Below are 17326 nucleotides of genomic sequence, written 5' to 3'. Positions count from 1 at the left end.
ATGGAAAATGACACGCTTCAAGGAACGGGAATCAGCCGCCTTGTCCAAGCGATAAGAGAGATCGGCCGTAACGATTATGACCGGATCGAACTCGCTACAGTAACAGTGGCGCTTCCTGCAATTGCGATTAAGATCGATAATATGGCGCTTACACTTGACGCAGGCGATATCGTTATCGCGGAGCATCTAACAGAACACACGCGCCAGGTAACGATAAACGGCGGTTCTGTAGCAGAGATGACCGTTAAATCACCGCTTGAGGCCGGTGATCGCGTCATTGTCGTAAGCATGAACGGCGGCCAATCATACGTAGTTCTGGATAAGGCGGTGGTCCTATAAATGGCACTTAGTCCGCTAAAGCCTGTAACCGACCGCGCTACCGAAGTGGCGACGGTTATTTTGCCGTCCAAAACGTACGCGATCGATTTCGACGGCGAGGAAGTATCATCCGCTAGAATTGACGGGATTGACGCGATAAAACAGTTTGTACGAAAAGCGATATTGACGGCGCGTTATCGATTCCAAGCGTACACGAATCAATACGGATGTGAGCTCGAAGATATCGTCGGCCAAGACGTTCCACAGGCGCTACTTAACGCTGAGATTCCGCGAGTTATTACGGACGCTCTGATATATGATGCGCGAATTAAGTCCGTTCATAGCTTCGGTATCAACCGCTCAATTGACGGACTTTACATTTCATTCACGGTCGACTCCATCTACGGATCGGCCACGCAGGAGGTGACGCTATAAATGTACGAAACTCAGACGAAAGCCGCCGTCCTACAACGTATGCTAGGCGCGAGCGACCAAACGCTTGATTTGCGCGAAGGCTCGGCGACGTTCGATTTACTTTCGCCGGCAGCTATCGAAATGGCACGCGCATATATGGAGTTAGATAACGTGCTGAAATTCGGATTTGCCGATACGACATACGGACCATACCTCGATATGGAAACGAGTACGCGCGGAATCTATCGTAAACTCGCGGTTAAGGCTGCCGGCTCCGTCAGATTCGGAGGGACCGACGGAACAGTTATTGCAGCGGGTACGGTGCTCTCAACTGGCGGAAACAGTCCTATTCTATTCGTGACTAAGGCTGCCGGCACTATCGCGTCGGGTTCCGTTACGGTTGCGGCTGAAGCGCAGGTTGGCGGAATTTCCGGTAACGTGGCGGCCGGTGCTATTGCGTTAGTATTCGGTAATTTGAGTGGTGTCGCTTCGGTAACGAACAGCGCCTCATTTGCCGGCGGTGTCAACGAAGAAACAGACGCGGAACTCTTAGCGCGCTTTCTGGAAGACGTCCGCAAGCCAGCAACGTCCGGCAACGCGAATCAATACCGAAAATGGGCGCTAGAAGTGAGCGGAATATCTGACGCGAAGGTGTATCCGATATGGGCCGGAGCCGGGACGGTCAAAGTCGTGCTACTCGACGGAAATAAACGGGCTCCGACGACGGGGAAAGTGACCGAAGCTACTACGTATATCGCGTCACAGCAACCGATCGGCGCAACTGCTACCGTCGTCGGCGCAACAGAGGTCGCGATTAACGTAGTCGGTACTTATACGTTAAAAAGCGGTTCAACACTCGCCGAGGCACGCGCGCAAATAGCGGCAGCACTTACAGCGTACTTGGCATCGTTGGCTTTCGTGGATTCCACCGTGCGCTATACGCAGATTGCGAATATCGTTCTCGGCGTCGATGCGGTCATCGATTACTCAAGCTTAACGGTAAATGGCGGAACATCGAATATTACAGTCGCGGATGGTAGCGTTGCGATTGCAGGGACGGTGACGTAATGGTAGCGCCATTAAATCCGCTGCGCCTATACGGTGAGATCCGCCAGTCAATGAGCGGCTATCTTCCGAATTACTACGAAGGATCGCGCATCGTTGGAAACCTGTTAAACGTTGAGGGCGCGGAAGTTGCATCATTGAACGCTAATGTCGCGGATGTTCTCGCGCAGTTCTACGTCGATACGGCAACGTGGGGGCTCGCGAATTGGGAACGTATTTGCGGCTTGCCTACGGACGGTCTTAAACCGATCGAACAGCGGCGTTCCGTTATCAAATCGAAGTTGCGCGGAGTTGGTACGGTTAATGCTGCGATGATCAAGAATGTAGCGGAGGCTTACGATAACGGCGAAGTCAGAGTAACAGAGGACAACGCGCATTATACGGTGAGCATCACGTTTATAAGCAATCACGGCGTACCGGCAAATTTGGCGGATATTCAAGCGGCGTTACGCGAGATTGTGCCGGCGCATTTAGCGATAAACTTCGCGTTTACGTATATGACATGGAGCGCGCTTGATGCTCACGCGTTTACCTGGGGGACGCTGTCGGCGAACAACTATACGTGGGCACAATTCGAATCATTAACATAACGGAGGGGAACGGATGGCAACAACTACGCCAAAACTCGGATTACCGAGGCCGGTAGCTTCGGACGCTGTTACACTCGTAAATCAGCAAGCGTTAATTGACGCAATTGAATCGGGAGTGTCTACATTCGTTCAGACAGCTACGAAGAATATAGGCGCGAGTAATGCGGACGTCGTCAAGAACAAAGCGGCATGGCTCGATAAAGATACGCGAACAACCGTAATGACATACACGTCCGGAAAGTTAACGAAGATTGAAGAGAAAGACGGAACAACCGTTATTAAAACCACGTCAATGACTTATGACGGAAGCGACCGCTTGTCTACCGTAGCGGAAGTGGCAGGCGGCGAGACAGTCACGAGTACGATATCATACGATGGCAGCGGCAATATTTCAACGATTACAAAGGCGGTGTCTTAATGACGATTGATCCGGTAACTTTATCTCAAATAGTTGACGTTAAAAGTAGAATCGGCACAAATGCGGATGCTTCAGGGACAAATACATTATTCGCGAGGCTTGCGCAAATCGCAGCATACGTGGACCAGGTCGAAGGATATACGGACACGCTCGAAACATTGCTCGGATTAACGGGCGATGCAGCAAGCGGGACGGGTTCAGTCATGGCACGATTGGCTCAGTTAAATTCCGTTCTTGGAACGGTTAACACTAACGCTAGTTCGGCCAACACTACGATAGGAACGGTAAACACGAACGTCAATACAGCGAATACTAATATCAGTTCGACAAATACGCGGATTGGTGCTAATACTGATGCAGCGGGAACATCCACTATATTTGCTAGATTGGCTCAGATTTACTCCAGTATTTCGGGTATTTCAGGAAACTATGCGATTGGCGCAAGTAATACGGCTCAAGAAAGCTATTTGCCGTTACAGACATTGGTACCGGCATCGAGTACACAAGCAACGTTGATTGCGAAGCTAGTACCAAAAGGTAAAGGTGACTTGGTAGTAGAAGCAGAAGTGAAAGCACCATCAGGGGGGAATATTATTTTAGGTGTTTTTCAAGGAATAGGGTCAAATTTGGAATTGAGCGCGAGTGGATCACTAGATTGGTCTTTACCAATTGGGACTATTCTTAACTCTGTTCCTGGGGGTCTCAACTATACGCCTAGCAGTTCCGCTTCGTTCGTAGTGGTTTCAAAGAATGTAAGGATCATCGAAAAAATGCCGATTTATGTATACGCTTGGTCTGGTACTGGTAATGCAGGCGGACAAGTTCAAAATATTAAACTGAAATATGATGTAGTGGGGTGATATTGATGTACGTTTTATTTTTAACGGATGACAATCTAATCAGGGGTTACAAGGAAACGACACAGGAAGAAACAGAGACATTTAAACTTAAATTCATTCTAGTAGACGAGCTTCCTGCGGTAATCAGAAATCAAAAACAAAACACCCTATTGAGGTGGGTGGATGGTCAAGTTATTGAGGTAAACTCACCTTCCGCAGTGTCTCCGCAAGACGCAAAACTCGCGGAACTCAACGTTGCCTGTAACGCCGCCATTCTCGCAGGCTTCACGTCAAACGCGCTTGGCTCACCACACACGTACGATTTCGACTATGATGCTCAGATTAATCTCGGCGGTATGCTCAACGCGATCACGGCCGGCATTGTAACGGGAGCTATCGTTTGGAAAGCGTCTGGCCTTCCGGAATCCCATACGGTCGCGCAATTTAAGACGGTATTCGCGGATGGACTTGCGCATAAGAACGCATTAATCGGACACTTCTGGACGCTCAAAGCCGCTGTACTAGCTGCCCAATCAACGGAAGAAATAGACGCGATTGTATGGTGAAATTCGAAGCTTGCGATGTGATTTTCGTTAAGAAACGGAAACGACCGTCCTTATTCGGATGGCTAGTTCGTTGGGTTACGAAATCACCGTACTCACACGTTGCTTACTATATTGACGGCAATGTTATCTTTGAAGCAAACGCGAATAGGACGGCAGGATTAGCGGACCTTTCGGAACTTTCGGACTATGATATTAAGCGGCTCGACCTTCCGCTAGAAACAAGGCGCGCGATACTTAAACGAATATTGGCGACTGAGGGCGCAGGCTACGGGTGGGGCGAAATTGCCGCGCTTTTTTTGCGCCTAAAATTCGGTATAAACGTGTTCTATGACGATAAGCGGCGCTTTATCTGCTCAGAGGAAATCGTAGCCGCAACGTTAGCGGAAACGGGCCTTAACATCGTTAACCAAACGACAGGTGACGTCAGTCCAGCGGACTTATGGCTGTCACCTTATTTAATTAAAGCGGTTGGTGCCGCAGAGGAGCGATCTATTAATGAAGCAAACGTTATTTAACACGGCAGCCGGCCTATTCGGTGCGTTTATCAGCTATGCATATGGGGGGTGGACGGATTTGCTCGGCTTTTTCTTACTAGCGATGGCGATCGATTACGTAACGGGGGTCGCCGCATCCATTCGCGAAGGGACCGGTTTGAAATCCGAGGTCGGCTACTGGGGCCTCTTCCGTAAAATCCTCGCGTTACTTGCGATCTTACTCGCGCATAGACTTGACGTTGTCGTCGGAACGGATCTCATTATGACTGGCGCTATTTACGCATTCCTCGCGAACGAACTACTGTCGATTACGGAAAACTACGGCCGACTCGGCTTGCCGCTGCCGCCAGTCATCACGAATGCGATCGCGGTGCTTAAAAATCGGACGGGCAGCGGAGGCGACTCGAAATGACAACGCGTAGGTATGCGTTAAAACGTGATCCAGAAGATTCGCGCGATCTCTTATTCGTAAGTAGAGCGGCGGTCCTTCCGGAGTCCGTCGATTTACGTCCGAGAGACGCGGCGGCCATATTCGAGCAAGGCGCGCTAGGTTCGTGTACGGCTAACGCAATTTGTGCGTTCCTGTCATACCTCGATAAAAACTTCGGATACCAATCCGGATTGCATTTCGAGTATTCGCGCTTGTACCTTTACTGGCACGAACGCAATCTCGAAGGCACAGTCGATTACGATTCTGGCGCGTTTCTTCGCGATGGCTTTAAGATCCTTCAGCAACGCGGTTGTGCCGGGGAAGGCGAGTTCCCCTACGTTGAATCTACGTTTAGAAATACACCTTCAGCCGAAGCGGAAGAAGCCGCAGCCTGTCACAAAATCGCATCGTACCGCAGGCTTAATGCTAACAATCCGCAGCAACTAAAAGAGTCGCTCGCGGAAGGATATCCGGTCGTTATCGGCATCGAAATCTACGAAAGTTTTGAGAGTTTGGAGGTAGCGCGGACGGGCATCGTCCCAATCCCGGATCGCACGAAGGAATATGCGCTAGGCGGTCACGCGGTCCTGGCGATGGGATATACGCAAATTAACGGAATTGAATACATTATTTGCCGCAATTCATGGGGCGCGGATTGGGGCGACGGTGGTTACTTTTATCTACCGATGGCCTACGTTGGCCGCATGATTAGCGACATGTGGACGGGGAGGGTGGCGTAATGAACCGCGCAGAATTCATCGGTATAATCGCGCCAGTCGCAACCAAACTTCGCGCTGAAGGATCGCCGATATTTCCGTCAATCCGTATCGCGCAGGCTTTGCTCGAAACTGGCGGCGCAATCAACGCGTGGAATAACCTCGTAGGCTTCAAAGTTGGCGGCGGTCAGACTAACGCATATTGGCGCGGTCGCAGCGTAAGTACGAAAACGTGGGAAGTTTATGATGGCGTTCGCTACGATAACGTCACTGCGAATTGGCGCGCGTATGATTCCGTCGAGGATTGCTTCCGCGATCAGGACTTGCTATTCGGGACTGCACGCTATGAGCGAGTAAGAAACGCGAAGAGTCCGTCGGAACAAGCGGTGGCGCTCTATGCGTCTGGATACGCGACCGATCCGTTTTATGCGGGCAAGATCGTAGCACTCGCGTCACAGTACGCGGATTACGATAAGGAGGTGGGCGGCTTGAAACTGGACCCAGGCGTTGCGCAAACGGTAATAAATACGTGGATTTCACCGGCTTGGCACGCGACCGATGACGCGAAGCAGCGAACATACCTAAATTGGCTCGCGAATGAATTACGTAAAGCGGCGGAATTACCAACGGAGTAGCGCAGCTTACAGGAATAAACGCAAACTAAAACATATAATAAAGGGGAAATCATCCAATGAAAAATATCGCGAAATTTATGTCCGTAGCTTCTTTTTCCGTAGCATTCGTATTCTTCGTAATCATGAAGGGCGGAATCGGTGACGTTGAAATGCCGGCCGACTTCCGAAAGTAATACGTAAACAACGAGCGCCATCTTCCGTTTAATCGCGGAGGGTGGCGCTTTTTTGCGTTTACAGGAAGCTCAATGTAACTTTCGGACTAGGCACAGCGTACAAAACGTTATACAATAACGGTAACATATGGAAAAGGGATGGACATCTAATGAGACTTAAAGGGGTATTGTTTTGCCTAATAGTAGTTGCCATAATTGCTTTAACAGGATGTAATCAAAATCAACCTATTACATCGCCAAGTGGCGGAGGCTTTACCGCATTTAAAAAAGAATTCGATAAGCGTACAAGTGTGCAACAAACTGAATATTTCAGTACGCTGAAAGGTACTGAAGTTACTTGGTCAGGTACGGTCCAAAATGCCTTCGTAGCTGAGTCTGAGAATAAAGCTCGACACGTCGTCATTCATGTCGGTAGTGCTGCGGATTACGCTTCATTCACACTTAGTGCCTCCGATAAAACAGACATTACTAAGTTGAATAAAGGTGATGCAATCACAATCAAAGGAACTTTGGTTGAACAAGGCGGCATCGTAACATCCTGGCTTTTAAATGATGCTACTGTAGTAAAATAAAATAAAGCGTTCAGTTAGCGGAATTTACCTCCGTTGGCTGAACGCTTTTTCTATTTTACGTACATACAACTTTAATCGTGTGCTAATCTCCGCTCTAGCTATCTCCCGCATAATTCCGAAGTTCTCTTCGTAGCCGCGAACAACGAACCGATAATATCTCGCGTTTACTTCGCGGGATCTTTTGTCGTCCTCCCATACGCGGATATCCTGTTCTTTTAGCGTTTTCTTAATCGCGCGTATGTCCGCCTCGATATCATCATGTAGCGCTTGGGTCGCCGCAAGATAGAGGCGGTTAAGCAGCGCATCCTTACCTTTACCGTTTTCCAATTCGGTTATATTGCGCGCAATGATCGGTAACAAGAACGGGAGTATAACAGATTCGCGTATAAGCGTCATTTCTTCGTTTGTTGCAGACATTTTGTAAAACCTCCGTATACGAACGTATATTCGTAATTATAACGCGCGGAGGGAACGGAAGCAAGACTCTCTTATAATAGAAGGAATATGTTAAAGCCTATTGATTTTTCGCTCACGGTTAAGTTTTCCGACAATATCGTTCATTGGTGAATACTGATCATGCTGGCGCTTGATTGACGAATCTGAAAGGTGGGTATAGCGCGTAACAATACGCAGATCTTTATGATTCAGTATCTTAGCGAGATGACGTATGTCGCCGCCATTCTCTAAAAACATTGTTGCGCCAGAGTGTCGGAAAAGGTGCGGATGCACGCGAATATCTAAGCGAGCTTTTTTAACGTGATCCTGTAACCGATGGCGAAAGTGGTTGTCTGTAAGGGGCTCACCGTAATTTGCCAAGAACAGATACTCAGAATCCATATCCTCGTTCTCTTTAATTAATGCTTTGATGAGCCGCTGTGTATTCGGCGTGATAGGGACGGAATTATCTCGCTTGCCTTTAGTATTTGGCGCTGGAAAGAATATCATTCCTAACGAAAAATCTACCTGTGACGTTTTTATCGCGAGCGTTTCTGATATGCGTGCAAAAGTATCTATCAATACGTTCATTAATACAAAATCACGAAAGCCGGCATAAGTCCGTTGATCAGGCGCATTAAGAAGCGCGCGAATTTGTTCAACGTTCATAATATCGATTTTCTTCTCTTCCTCCGTAGCGCGCTTAACGTTCTCAGTCGGGTCGATTTCGATAATACCCTCGCTCTTTAGAAATCGGAACATCGTGCGCAGTGGCTTCAGACGGATATTAACCGTTGTTGCGGAAAGCCCGGCCGTCTTAGAGCTTTCGGGCGCAAACTTACCGCACTCTTCGAAACGTATCTTATCCCGCAACATGTAGGACATATAATCGCGCAGAACATCGGGAGTGACGTTACGGATATCGCGGTATATTTTCCGTATGTCCAAAAAGCGGCAAAAGAACGCATAATTATCGCGGTAGCTTTTTAACGTTTTAATAGCTAAACCTTCGGAACTCTTGGCGTGGTAGAAGCGCTCAAACATCGCATCTAGATCATAAGCGGGGAGAAGAGCAGTCCTAACGTTCTTTACTTTACGTTTGGCTCGCGGATCAGTTACTGTAGACAAAACAAAAACGCCTCCTATCGATTGTTATCGAATAAGAGACGTATTTTTAGGCGCTACCCAAGGTACGGGTCGACCGCTACCCTGTGTATTGTCAACGTTAGTCCAATGAACAGTCAAACGTTGATATAGCGCGCTTTCGTAACGAGGATGACCTGTAGTGGGCTCGAACCACTGACCCCTACCCTGTCAAGATAGTGCTCTCCCAGCTGAGCTAACAAGTCGTTTTTTGAAGACAATTAGTAATATACCAAGGAATTGACTAATTGTCAATACAGGGGGCACATTTAAGTTTGCCAAAAATGGAATAATTTTTGCAGCAAATGTTGTGATTTGCGTTTCTTTTTTGACCTAGGCAAGTAAGGAGAATTCGTTTGTGTGCCTTGTATGCCTACATCATTTTTGGCAAGCAGGAGGGACATTTCTTCTTCCGATAGGCCTTGTGTAGTCATGTCGATGACAACCTTTCTTTAACGAGCATGACATTAATGTACCATAATTAGGTACTACTTTAATAGTGGGGCTTTCATCTTGGCGTGATTTATGGTAACTTGATGTCAATAGAGCTTGGGAGGATCAGGGAAATGACGAAACAACAACATCGATGGAATCTACGTTTGAAAAGCAGCAATGTATATTTGGGCACGGTATATCTGGGTGATCCATTGCCGGAAGTGGAAGATGTTATTATGATCGGTGAAAAGAAGTATACGATCCTTGAGCTTGGCAGCAACCGTGATGCTAGTGACGTGTTCGTTGAAGAAGTTAAAAAGAAATAACCCAAATAGCGAAGCACGTCATGATGGATCATGACGTGCTTTTTTTTGCGGTTATGTATAAGGCTTATTTGATCTGATAAAGCGAAGCCAGACAATCAACGAACATCTTGTTGTATTCCTCACGGGAGTAATCTTGGTTGCTGGTAATATCTCTGCCGAGAAATTGGAACCAGGTTATTTCTGTGGGCACTTTTTTGTAGACAAACTTTTCATGCTGGATCAGAAACGTCTCATTCTCAAAGTAGGGAACATGGTCAAATCGAAGCTCTTTTTCTCCTTTCTGTTCACTCACAAGGGTAGCTAAAAGAATGAGCATGCGATAAGGGTCTCGAAAAATTTCATATTGTTCGGTCATGAGTAACACTCCTTTTGGTGATAGCGGATAAGGCCATCATACTAGAGGTGCGGCGTGAAAAGAATAGGATTGGGCAAATTGGTGAGGAATTTGAAGGAAGATAGGATGATTTCGAAGAAAAAAGAAAAAGACTGAAGTCACTCTAAGGAGGATCGAGTGAATCAGTCTTTTTTGAGCTTGCTCCTACATCAAAGGATTAGCGTTTGAAGCTGGAAAGTTGTTGCTCAGCTATTTGCACTAACCGTTTCGTGATGTTGCCGCCAATTGCACCAGCATCACGTGTTGCCAAATTGCCGTTGTAGCCATTAGGGGAGAGAGGGACACCAATTTCCTGAGCGACTTCGTACTTCAGTTGATCCAATGCTGCCTTTGCTTGTTGTACGACTAAAGTGTTGTTTCTAGCCATTCATATCATCTCCTTTTTTTTGGTACACCAGTATTATTTGAATGTTCAGAATATTTATGCATACAGGTTTAAAATTTTTTTTATAAACGCAATAAACCCCCAACCCGGAGGGCTGAGGGGGATTTTATTTTAAAATAAAAGGATTATTCCTCTTGGGATTCTTCATTTTCTTCAGCAGCTGCAACTTCTTCAAGGGCTTCTGCTACTTCTTCCGCCGCGTCTTCGCTCACCACTTCTTCGGTGGACTCTTCGGCAATTTCTTCTTCATTTTGGGATACAACTTCTTCCTCTTGGCTCATGTATTGTCACCTCCTCTGATACGTATAGTATCATTCTAACACGTCTAAAAGACGTTACAAGTAGGTTGGAGGCGGATTTACTAGATTTAATATAATCTTAATCTGTTTGTCATTCTATGTAAGAAAGCGTTATCATCTAAAGTCGGTTTATGTGAGAAAACAGCTTGTTTTCGCCTGGATTTGGCGGGATGCATGTTTTATTTTTCTATGAATATACATGAGGCGAAACAGTTTTAATCGTTCAGTTGCAAAGCGGATGGAGGAATCCAAATGAATCGGTCAGATGTGATTTTAGAATTACAACTTGTTCCTGAATTACTAAGACAGGCAGAAGCCATATATGTGGATGCAGTATCTGAATTGTCATGGGCGAAGCACCGGCTTTTGGCGAAAGAATGTGAGGTTATTGGCGAAGGATTGGTTACAGGCAAGAATGAACTTCAGCGACAAGCGGAAATCTGGCCGCATACCAAAGATTTACAGCAGCAAGTGCTGCGAATGGAGGACGCGGTCGAGCATACGAAGGTGGAGTTTCACTTTTATAAGCGAAAATTAGAAAATTTGCAAACGATCGCGAAGCTGATGACTATTTTGTAAATAGGTGCGAAGGTCTGGAAGTCTGTAATCCGTGGATTACAGGCTTTTTTGTTATACGGGATTTAATAATGAAAATTTTTGTACATAGATATGGTTACTGAATTAGCCAGTTGTGCATCCTAAGGGTAGATTATGTAAAAAGAAAAGTTCTCGGGAGGATCTGCTAAAATGAAATCAGGCAAAATATTAATGACGGCTAGTCTAGGGGTGTTTGTAATTTCCGGTTGCCAGAGTGTTCAGCGTGTTTCTTCAAATGAAGCGGCTTCGCCACCATCCAGCTTGGAATTTTCTATGATGGGAGCAAATGGCCAATCTGTGGGGACTGCTAAGTTAAGTGCTGTTCAGGAAGGCGTTTATATTGATCTTCAAGTGAGCGGATTGACGCCAGGCGAGCATGGATTTCATATCCATGAAAAGGCAAGTTGCGAAGCTCCGACTTTCGATTCGGCAGGCGCCCATTTTAATCCGCAGCACAAGGAACATGGTATTTTGAATCCAAAAGGAGCACATGCAGGAGATCTGCCTAATTTGATTGTGGATGAAAAGGGGAACGGAAAGTTGTCCGTGATTGCCAAAGCGGTTGTGCTCCAGGCAGACAAGCCTAATTCACTGTTTAAGCCTGGAGGTACAAGCCTAGTCATTCACGAGAAGCCAGATGATCTGAAGACAGATCCTTCGGGGAATTCAGGTAAGCGAATTGCTTGCGGTGCTGTGAAATAAAGAAAGGGCGGTATTGACAACATGATCAAAACACAGGATCTCAAGCTGCAAATGGATGAATTAACGAAACAGAATGATATGGTGCTTATTGAGCTGGAGCAAGTGAAGAAGATGTTGATCAATGGCTCCCAAAACTCACAAGGTACTCAGGCACAGCAGCCATCTGCATCAGATGGTCAACAAGATCAGGATCAGACACAAGGCCAAAGACAGGGTCAAGGTCAGGGTCAAGATCAGCAATCTGCAAGTCAAGGTCAAGAGCAGAATTCAAATCAAGATTCAAATCAATCGCAACCTCAGGGACAAAGTCAATCAGGTCAATCAGGTCAATCTCAAGGTCAAGATCAAAGTCAATCCCAAGGCAAAACAAATGGTTCAAATTCACAGCAAGTCACAGATCTGGCAAATGAATTACTTAAGATTAAGGATTTGGTCGAAAAGTTAGAACAAAAAACATCCCAATATGTCAGCAGTCAATCCAATGGTACTTTAACTGAGAAAGATGCTGTTAATTTGATTTTGACGTTAATGAATGGAATGGTGGATTGGGCTAGTGAGTTTGTTTCATCTAAAGCTTCTTCCAATGGCCAATTACAATAAAAGATTTGTCATAAAAAAGACAAAAGAGCTGAACTGGCGGCCCTTTTGTCTTTTTTTGTCGAATTACCAGCGTTCAGATTAATATTTCTTTATGAATTATTGATTGATTTTTTAGGTGATTCGACAATATGTCCATATTTACAGATGTGAGTTTGACCGATAAAGTAAAGAGAGACAAAGCGAATAAGACAAACCATGGAGGGGGGGTAGGTGTTATGAGAGAGATCGATATTCTTATGGTTATGCGTCAATTAGGAATAGAACCGAGCCGTGTACATAATTGGCTTTCTGCACAAGGGCTTATTGATGAGATCGCCTGTGCTTCGTTAGAAGGTCAATCAGCAGATAAAGCTATCTCCGAGCATTTCCCGGAAACGGCAGCACAAAACCCAATTACTTAATGACCCCTATACCTTCCAGTTTCATTTTGATATTCACCTGAAACTCAAGCTCTGGATAAAGAGCTTGCCACGCTTGCCATTCCTCCTCCACTTTTCCAAAATGATGTGCGCGATAGTCCAATCCAAAACCCATGGGGTCTAAATTTTCATCTTGTAATTTTTTGAGTAATTTTACCATTAACTCCGCATGTGATTTCTCAACTGCTTCCTCGTAAGCAGGCAGCTGCTCCGCATGAAGACGACCATAGGATTCTTCAATAACTCCGCGCATTTTAACATCAATTTTGGCATAAGGCCGTTGATTAGCTGGTGTATAAACGCGGAAGTTGGAGTGAAGATCATCTACAGATACATAGAACTGGAAATCCTCGAAGGGAGCTTCAATCTCGACTTTATTGAGGTTGCCCTTCATGATGTTAATCGATCTTGTTTCGTTCATGTTCAAGGCTAATTTGGATTTTTCTTTATCGAACACAAGGGATGTATTAATTGTATAGTGTTTTTTGGCTGCTTGGATAACAGGAAGAATAGGGTCCAGTCCCCATTCTTTTTTTTTGCGGTAAAAATCGAATAAATACTCAGAAATAATATAACCCGACTCGACGCCGGTTTTACCGAAACTGAGGAGGAGGGCATCGCCAGGGAGTCTTTCATGTGCCAGTTCTGTACTTAGGACGGCCTCTGCAGAAGGTTTGCCAGCGGCTAGCCAAGCGACAAGTTGAATGTCTCTGCGGCGATTTAACCAATCGGAAGAATCATCTATATTTTCTTTTAATAGCGATTGTCCGAAAATAACGATTTTGGCATGACCGAAATCGAGTTCTTTATCTAATTTAGATTTTAGAAGACGAACACACTCAGTCATGGAATTGGCATCTTGCGAAATTAATTCGAATTTGGCAGTCCCCATATCGACATTATTGCCTGGAACAGCTAATTTGAGGGTAAGTCGATATTTCATATCTTTTTTTTCGGATTTATCAATACCTATCGCGACAACGAAGAAACGACGATCAATATCTTTGAATCCACATCCACAGCATAGGCAAATAAGGAGTAAAATGATCAGCAGCTTTTTCATCTTTTGATCCTCCTGGCTATCATGAAGACTACGAAGACTAGGAGCATTTCGGAGGCCAACCGTATATTTAGAAATAACACCCCAGTTTTGTATAAGGATTCATCGTTAAACAGGTAACTTAGTAAATAAGTGATCAAACCCATAATGCCGATAACGGCCCATGAGAAATAGCTTTTTTCTTTTTTACGTGGCATCAATGATTTAATTAATTCCAAACAGACATGCCAATGGATGAAAGAGCCGGCCAAGCTAATATTGGTGTACAAATAAATGAAAATAAATAAGACCCTCTCGACTAAGCCGAATTCTACGCGCATGGAATCTGAAGTGGATATCCATGGATACATATAGCTGTTTACGTTGATTGTTCCATGAAATCCTATGGGAATCAGAAAACTGGTTGCTAACACGCAGCTGCCAACAATAGGTATTGTCCAGAGAAATGGCATTTTCTTGGTAGTGCCCATTAACCGATTGAAGATGGCTAAATTCGTGTATCCTGTGAATATGTAAGTTCCTGCAGCAAGGCTGTCCCAGGTTGGCATGTTCCATATGTGCGTAGCGATTTCCATACAAGCATCATAATTCATAGATGGGTTGGTTACTGCTTTGTACAGCACCCAAATAATGAAGGGGACATTCATGACGATCAAGATCTCTGTGCTAAATAAAACGGTCTCCGAACGTAAACGAGCAATAAAGCCGACTAGAATGATAAAGGCAAGTACGATAATCATGGAAGAAATATCTGGGTTAATGAATTTTTTGGTAATTTCGCTAAAAGAAATTAAAGTGATCACCCCGGCAAAAAACCAGATGGTGATAAAAAAGAGCAAGGCCGGAATTCGAAACCAATTCGGTGTATGGTTTTTGAGGATTTCGGGCAAACCTAGCCCGGTAAATTTGCGGATGGATGTTACGAATACATATAAGAGGGTGAAGCCAAGCGGGATTGAGAGAACCACCGCCATCATGCTCCCCTCAAATCGATGCGAAATTAGAATTCGAGGTGCGAAGAGAATGATGTTCGCTAGCATATTCAGAAATACTAAGTAGTAAAAGTAACGATACATCGATTGATTCCCCCATTCAGGCTAGCTATGTCTCCTCTATTTCCGATAGAAGAAGATACGCAAATAAGGCACACCAAAGCTTCTTAAATTCGTTAAGTAAGAAATCATCCCGATAAGCCCAAGGACGAGACCCGTAATTCCTAGCATGGAGGCAAGCAGCACAAGCGGATATTTCATGATTCTCATCGCAAAGCTCATTGAATTAACAGGTACAACAAAGTTCGAGATGGCGACCGTTGAAACGATAATAATCATGATATTGCTAATTAATCCAGCCGATGTTGCAGCTTGTCCGAGGATAAGTCCGCCTACTGTTGTTGCTGTGGAACCAACGGATTTCGGAAGACGGATACTCGCTTCCAGCAGAAGCTCCATCAGACCCAACATTAGCAGCACTTCTACATAGGCGGGATAGGGCACTGAAGCACGACTGCCGGCAATGGAAAGCGCCAATTGAACGCGGAAGATTTCTGGGTTATAAGCGGTAAGAGCTACATAAGCCGCAGGCAGGACAAGGCTAAGGAACAAGGCGACGTAACGTAGGCATTGTAGAAAATAGCCAACTAAGGATAGTTGATAATTATCATCCATCGCAGAGTAGAAATCAAAAAAAACGGCGGGCAGGATGAGGACGAATGGCGTACCTTCCAACATGATGATGATTTTGCCCTGTGATATATTTAGAATCGCTCTATCGGGGCGTTCCGTATTGATGAATGTAGGGAAGAGTGTATATTTTTGCTTTGTCAGTAATTGATGGAGTTCAGTGACAGATTGCAGATTATCTACTTTGATATGATCCAGTTTCTTCTTTAATTGATCCAAAACTTCATGATCAACATTCATGTCATCATACAAAAGGCAGAGCTTGGAGCGGGAGAGACGGCCTATTTCACGCGATTCAACGCGTAAGGAGCTGTTTTTGTAACGAAATCGGATTAGATTCAGATTCGTGTCGATATGCTCACTGAAGGCTGTTTGGGGGCCTTGAATGGTCGCTTCAACTTGAGCATCGCTTAACGCGGCTGCTTTGATTTGTGCGGCTTGGAAAAGCAGAATATGATCTTGGAACAAGATAGCGACGAAGCCGGACATGATCTTATTGAGGGAATCAACATTCGAAGCGGGCCTGTCACAACCCGGAAAGGATAATAAATAATTTTCGAAATCAATTTCGTTATGCATTTGGAAAAAGGGTTGGATAATCTCTTCTCGGATCACCACGCTATCGCAAATGTTCGTAATAAAGAGGAGCTCAAGCGACATATGAGGAGACTTCATCGTGCGGTGTTCCAAATCATCGGAAGGGCCCAACTTATCAAGTAGCCACTGCTTATTCTGGCTGGTGAGATCCAAGGATATCCTTCCTTTCCAAGAAAAGTTTTCCTCTTAGTCTTCCTTTTAGCATCAGGATCTATCCATCTCCTTTGAAATCGTGGTTTATTACGACAAGGATGAGGGTATGCTTGAAAGGAGGAAATGGATAAGCTTGGAAATGATTAAAAGGGAGAGCTTCTTATCGATGAAAACACTCGCCATTATCCCAGCCTTCAATGAAGAAAAAAGTATCGCAAGTGTTATCCATGCCATCAAGCGAGCTCAGCCTGATATGGACATTCTCATTATTAACGATGGGTCCAAGGACAGAACGTCAGAAGTTGCGCGAGCAACTAAGCATGCTGTGGTGATTGATCTCCCAGTGAATTTGGGCATCGGAGGCGCCATGCAGACAGGATATCTCTATGCGGCAAGGCATAACTTCGAGATTGCTGTTCAAATCGATGCAGATGGCCAACATGATCCGGAAGCATTGACACAACTCATCGCACCTCTGTTAAGCGGTCAACTTGATTGTTGTATCGGCTCGCGATTTCTGATGAAAACCTCGTATAGGTCAGCATGGAACCGAAGAGTGGGCATTCTTTTTTTCACCTGGATGATTCAGTGGATGATTGGGAAGACGTTTACGGATCCTACATCAGGTTTCAGAGCCGTGAATCGGCCCATTATTGAACTCTTCGCCAATTATTATCCGGAGGATTATCCTGAGGTAGAAGCGGTGGTTTTACTGGAGAGGCAGAAATTTAGGGTGAAAGAAGTATCTGTTCTCATGCACGCGAGGAAAGCGGGGCGATCGTCCATTACGCCGCTGAAATCACTTTATTATATGGTTAAAGTTTCGTTAGCCGTGTTCATAACAAGAATCCGTAATGTGAGTTGATCCT

General features: G+C 45.4%; 26 protein-coding genes and 1 tRNA gene. 18 read left to right on the top strand and 9 right to left on the bottom strand.

The annotated features are described in order from the left end of the window. From LOZ80_RS14895 to LOZ80_RS14840, 12 genes are all read left to right on the top strand, one after another. Nucleotides 1–339, top strand: a complete 339-nt coding sequence (locus LOZ80_RS14895; RefSeq protein ID WP_238172129.1) for a DUF2577 domain-containing protein — start codon at nucleotides 1–3, stop codon at nucleotides 337–339. Beyond that, a complete protein-coding gene (locus LOZ80_RS14890; RefSeq protein ID WP_238172128.1) occupies nucleotides 340–753 on the top strand; it encodes a DUF2634 domain-containing protein in 414 nt (137 codons plus the stop codon). It abuts the gene before it with no gap. After that, nucleotides 754–1800, top strand: a complete 1047-nt coding sequence (locus LOZ80_RS14885; RefSeq protein ID WP_238172127.1) for a baseplate J/gp47 family protein — start codon at nucleotides 754–756, stop codon at nucleotides 1798–1800. Then, nucleotides 1800–2387: a YmfQ family protein gene (locus tag LOZ80_RS14880; protein WP_238172126.1), complete on the top strand. Its 588-nt coding sequence runs from the start codon at nucleotides 1800–1802 to the stop codon at nucleotides 2385–2387. The genes LOZ80_RS14885 and LOZ80_RS14880 overlap by 1 nt, the downstream gene beginning before the upstream one ends. A 13-nt stretch (nucleotides 2388–2400) precedes the next feature. Beyond that, nucleotides 2401–2805, top strand: a complete 405-nt coding sequence (locus LOZ80_RS14875; RefSeq protein WP_238172125.1) for a hypothetical protein — start codon at nucleotides 2401–2403, stop codon at nucleotides 2803–2805. Then, nucleotides 2805–3665: a hypothetical protein gene (locus LOZ80_RS14870; RefSeq protein ID WP_238172124.1), complete on the top strand. Its 861-nt coding sequence runs from the start codon at nucleotides 2805–2807 to the stop codon at nucleotides 3663–3665. The genes LOZ80_RS14875 and LOZ80_RS14870 overlap by 1 nt, the downstream gene beginning before the upstream one ends. A gap of 5 nt (nucleotides 3666–3670) precedes the next feature. Next, the gene (locus tag LOZ80_RS14865) at nucleotides 3671–4210 is read left to right on the top strand and encodes a DUF4376 domain-containing protein (RefSeq protein WP_238172123.1); all 540 of its coding nucleotides are present in this window, start codon (nucleotides 3671–3673) and stop codon (nucleotides 4208–4210) included. Then, on the top strand, nucleotides 4204–4725 hold the full coding sequence (locus LOZ80_RS14860; protein WP_238172122.1) for a hypothetical protein: 522 nt from the start codon (nucleotides 4204–4206) through the stop codon (nucleotides 4723–4725). Before LOZ80_RS14865 ends, LOZ80_RS14860 begins: the two co-directional genes overlap by 7 nt. Then, on the top strand, nucleotides 4706–5116 hold the full coding sequence (locus LOZ80_RS14855; RefSeq protein WP_238172121.1) for a phage holin family protein: 411 nt from the start codon (nucleotides 4706–4708) through the stop codon (nucleotides 5114–5116). Before LOZ80_RS14860 ends, LOZ80_RS14855 begins: the two co-directional genes overlap by 20 nt. Next, nucleotides 5113–5874, top strand: a complete 762-nt coding sequence (locus tag LOZ80_RS14850) for a C1 family peptidase (protein WP_238172120.1) — start codon at nucleotides 5113–5115, stop codon at nucleotides 5872–5874. The genes LOZ80_RS14855 and LOZ80_RS14850 overlap by 4 nt, the downstream gene beginning before the upstream one ends. Beyond that, nucleotides 5874–6485 carry a glycoside hydrolase family 73 protein gene (locus tag LOZ80_RS14845; protein ID WP_238172119.1) on the top strand — a complete coding sequence of 204 codons (612 nt, stop codon included), beginning with the start codon at nucleotides 5874–5876 and terminating at the stop codon, nucleotides 6483–6485. The genes LOZ80_RS14850 and LOZ80_RS14845 overlap by 1 nt, the downstream gene beginning before the upstream one ends. Before the next feature lie 322 nt (nucleotides 6486–6807). Continuing rightward, the gene (locus tag LOZ80_RS14840; RefSeq protein ID WP_238172118.1) at nucleotides 6808–7230 is read left to right on the top strand and encodes a hypothetical protein; all 423 of its coding nucleotides are present in this window, start codon (nucleotides 6808–6810) and stop codon (nucleotides 7228–7230) included. A gap of 24 nt (nucleotides 7231–7254) precedes the next feature. Here the strand turns inward: LOZ80_RS14840 and LOZ80_RS14835 are convergent, their stop codons facing one another. The 3 genes from LOZ80_RS14835 to LOZ80_RS14825 all read right to left on the bottom strand — a co-directional run bounded on the left by LOZ80_RS14835 (nucleotide 7255) and on the right by LOZ80_RS14825 (nucleotide 9014). Further along, nucleotides 7255–7647 carry a YhjD family protein gene (locus tag LOZ80_RS14835; protein WP_238172117.1) on the bottom strand — a complete coding sequence of 131 codons (393 nt, stop codon included), beginning with the start codon at nucleotides 7645–7647 and terminating at the stop codon, nucleotides 7255–7257. Between the two features lie 90 nt (nucleotides 7648–7737). Beyond that, nucleotides 7738–8793, bottom strand: a complete 1056-nt coding sequence (locus LOZ80_RS14830; protein WP_238172116.1) for a tyrosine-type recombinase/integrase — start codon at nucleotides 8791–8793, stop codon at nucleotides 7738–7740. Nucleotides 8794–8941: 148 nt separating this feature from the next. Beyond that, nucleotides 8942–9014, bottom strand: a tRNA-Val gene (locus tag LOZ80_RS14825). Nucleotides 9015–9374: 360 nt separating this feature from the next. Here LOZ80_RS14825 and LOZ80_RS14820 point away from each other — a divergent pair. Continuing rightward, nucleotides 9375–9569, top strand: coding sequence for a hypothetical protein (locus tag LOZ80_RS14820; RefSeq protein WP_029196081.1), 195 nt, complete (start codon nucleotides 9375–9377; stop codon nucleotides 9567–9569). A gap of 64 nt (nucleotides 9570–9633) precedes the next feature. Here LOZ80_RS14820 and LOZ80_RS14815 read toward each other — a convergent pair whose 3' ends face one another. From LOZ80_RS14815 to LOZ80_RS14805, 3 genes are all read right to left on the bottom strand, one after another. Then, nucleotides 9634–9924: a hypothetical protein gene (locus tag LOZ80_RS14815; protein ID WP_238172115.1), complete on the bottom strand. Its 291-nt coding sequence runs from the start codon at nucleotides 9922–9924 to the stop codon at nucleotides 9634–9636. Between the two features lie 196 nt (nucleotides 9925–10120). Then, a complete protein-coding gene (locus LOZ80_RS14810; protein WP_057302991.1) occupies nucleotides 10121–10330 on the bottom strand; it encodes an alpha/beta-type small acid-soluble spore protein in 210 nt (69 codons plus the stop codon). A 143-nt stretch (nucleotides 10331–10473) separates the two neighbouring features. Then, nucleotides 10474–10629 (bottom strand): hypothetical protein, encoded by a 156-nt coding sequence (locus tag LOZ80_RS14805; protein WP_238172114.1) that lies wholly within the window; start codon nucleotides 10627–10629, stop codon nucleotides 10474–10476. Between the two features lie 270 nt (nucleotides 10630–10899). Between LOZ80_RS14805 and LOZ80_RS14800 the strand changes: the two genes are divergently transcribed. The 4 genes from LOZ80_RS14800 (at nucleotide 10900) to LOZ80_RS14785 (ending at nucleotide 12947) form a co-directional block, all read left to right on the top strand. After that, nucleotides 10900–11226: a hypothetical protein gene (locus tag LOZ80_RS14800; protein ID WP_238172113.1), complete on the top strand. Its 327-nt coding sequence runs from the start codon at nucleotides 10900–10902 to the stop codon at nucleotides 11224–11226. A 168-nt stretch (nucleotides 11227–11394) separates the two neighbouring features. Beyond that, nucleotides 11395–11946 (top strand): superoxide dismutase family protein, encoded by a 552-nt coding sequence (locus LOZ80_RS14795; protein ID WP_238172112.1) that lies wholly within the window; start codon nucleotides 11395–11397, stop codon nucleotides 11944–11946. Nucleotides 11947–11967: 21 nt separating this feature from the next. Continuing rightward, on the top strand, nucleotides 11968–12546 hold the full coding sequence (locus LOZ80_RS14790; RefSeq protein WP_238172111.1) for a hypothetical protein: 579 nt from the start codon (nucleotides 11968–11970) through the stop codon (nucleotides 12544–12546). A 215-nt stretch (nucleotides 12547–12761) separates the two neighbouring features. Then, entirely contained in the window at nucleotides 12762–12947 is a 186-nt protein-coding gene (locus LOZ80_RS14785; protein ID WP_238172110.1) for a hypothetical protein, read from the top strand. Here LOZ80_RS14785 and LOZ80_RS14780 read toward each other — a convergent pair. From LOZ80_RS14780 to LOZ80_RS14770, 3 genes are read right to left on the bottom strand one after another with little or no spacing between them, the layout of a single operon-like run. Next, nucleotides 12940–14028, bottom strand: a complete 1089-nt coding sequence (locus LOZ80_RS14780) for a Ger(x)C family spore germination protein (protein WP_238172109.1) — start codon at nucleotides 14026–14028, stop codon at nucleotides 12940–12942. The genes LOZ80_RS14785 and LOZ80_RS14780 overlap by 8 nt on opposite strands. Further along, nucleotides 14025–15101, bottom strand: coding sequence for a hypothetical protein (locus tag LOZ80_RS14775; RefSeq protein WP_238172108.1), 1077 nt, complete (start codon nucleotides 15099–15101; stop codon nucleotides 14025–14027). Before LOZ80_RS14775 ends, LOZ80_RS14780 begins: the two co-directional genes overlap by 4 nt. A 36-nt stretch (nucleotides 15102–15137) precedes the next feature. Then, complete coding sequence (locus LOZ80_RS14770; protein WP_238172107.1) at nucleotides 15138–16457, bottom strand: spore germination protein; 1320 nt, start codon at nucleotides 16455–16457, stop codon at nucleotides 15138–15140. 139 nt (nucleotides 16458–16596) lie between these two features. Here LOZ80_RS14770 and LOZ80_RS14765 point away from each other — a divergent pair, with 139 nt between their 5' ends. Then, nucleotides 16597–17322: a glycosyltransferase family 2 protein gene (locus tag LOZ80_RS14765; RefSeq protein ID WP_238172990.1), complete on the top strand. Its 726-nt coding sequence runs from the start codon at nucleotides 16597–16599 to the stop codon at nucleotides 17320–17322. The last annotated feature ends 4 nt before the right edge of the window (nucleotides 17323–17326 follow it).

This window comes from Paenibacillus sp. HWE-109, assembly GCF_022163125.1.
Taxonomy (GTDB): Bacteria; Bacillota; Bacilli; order Paenibacillales; family NBRC-103111; genus Paenibacillus_E.
Note: the sequence above shows the minus strand (reverse complement) of the source record. Positions and strands in the feature narration are given on the sequence as shown.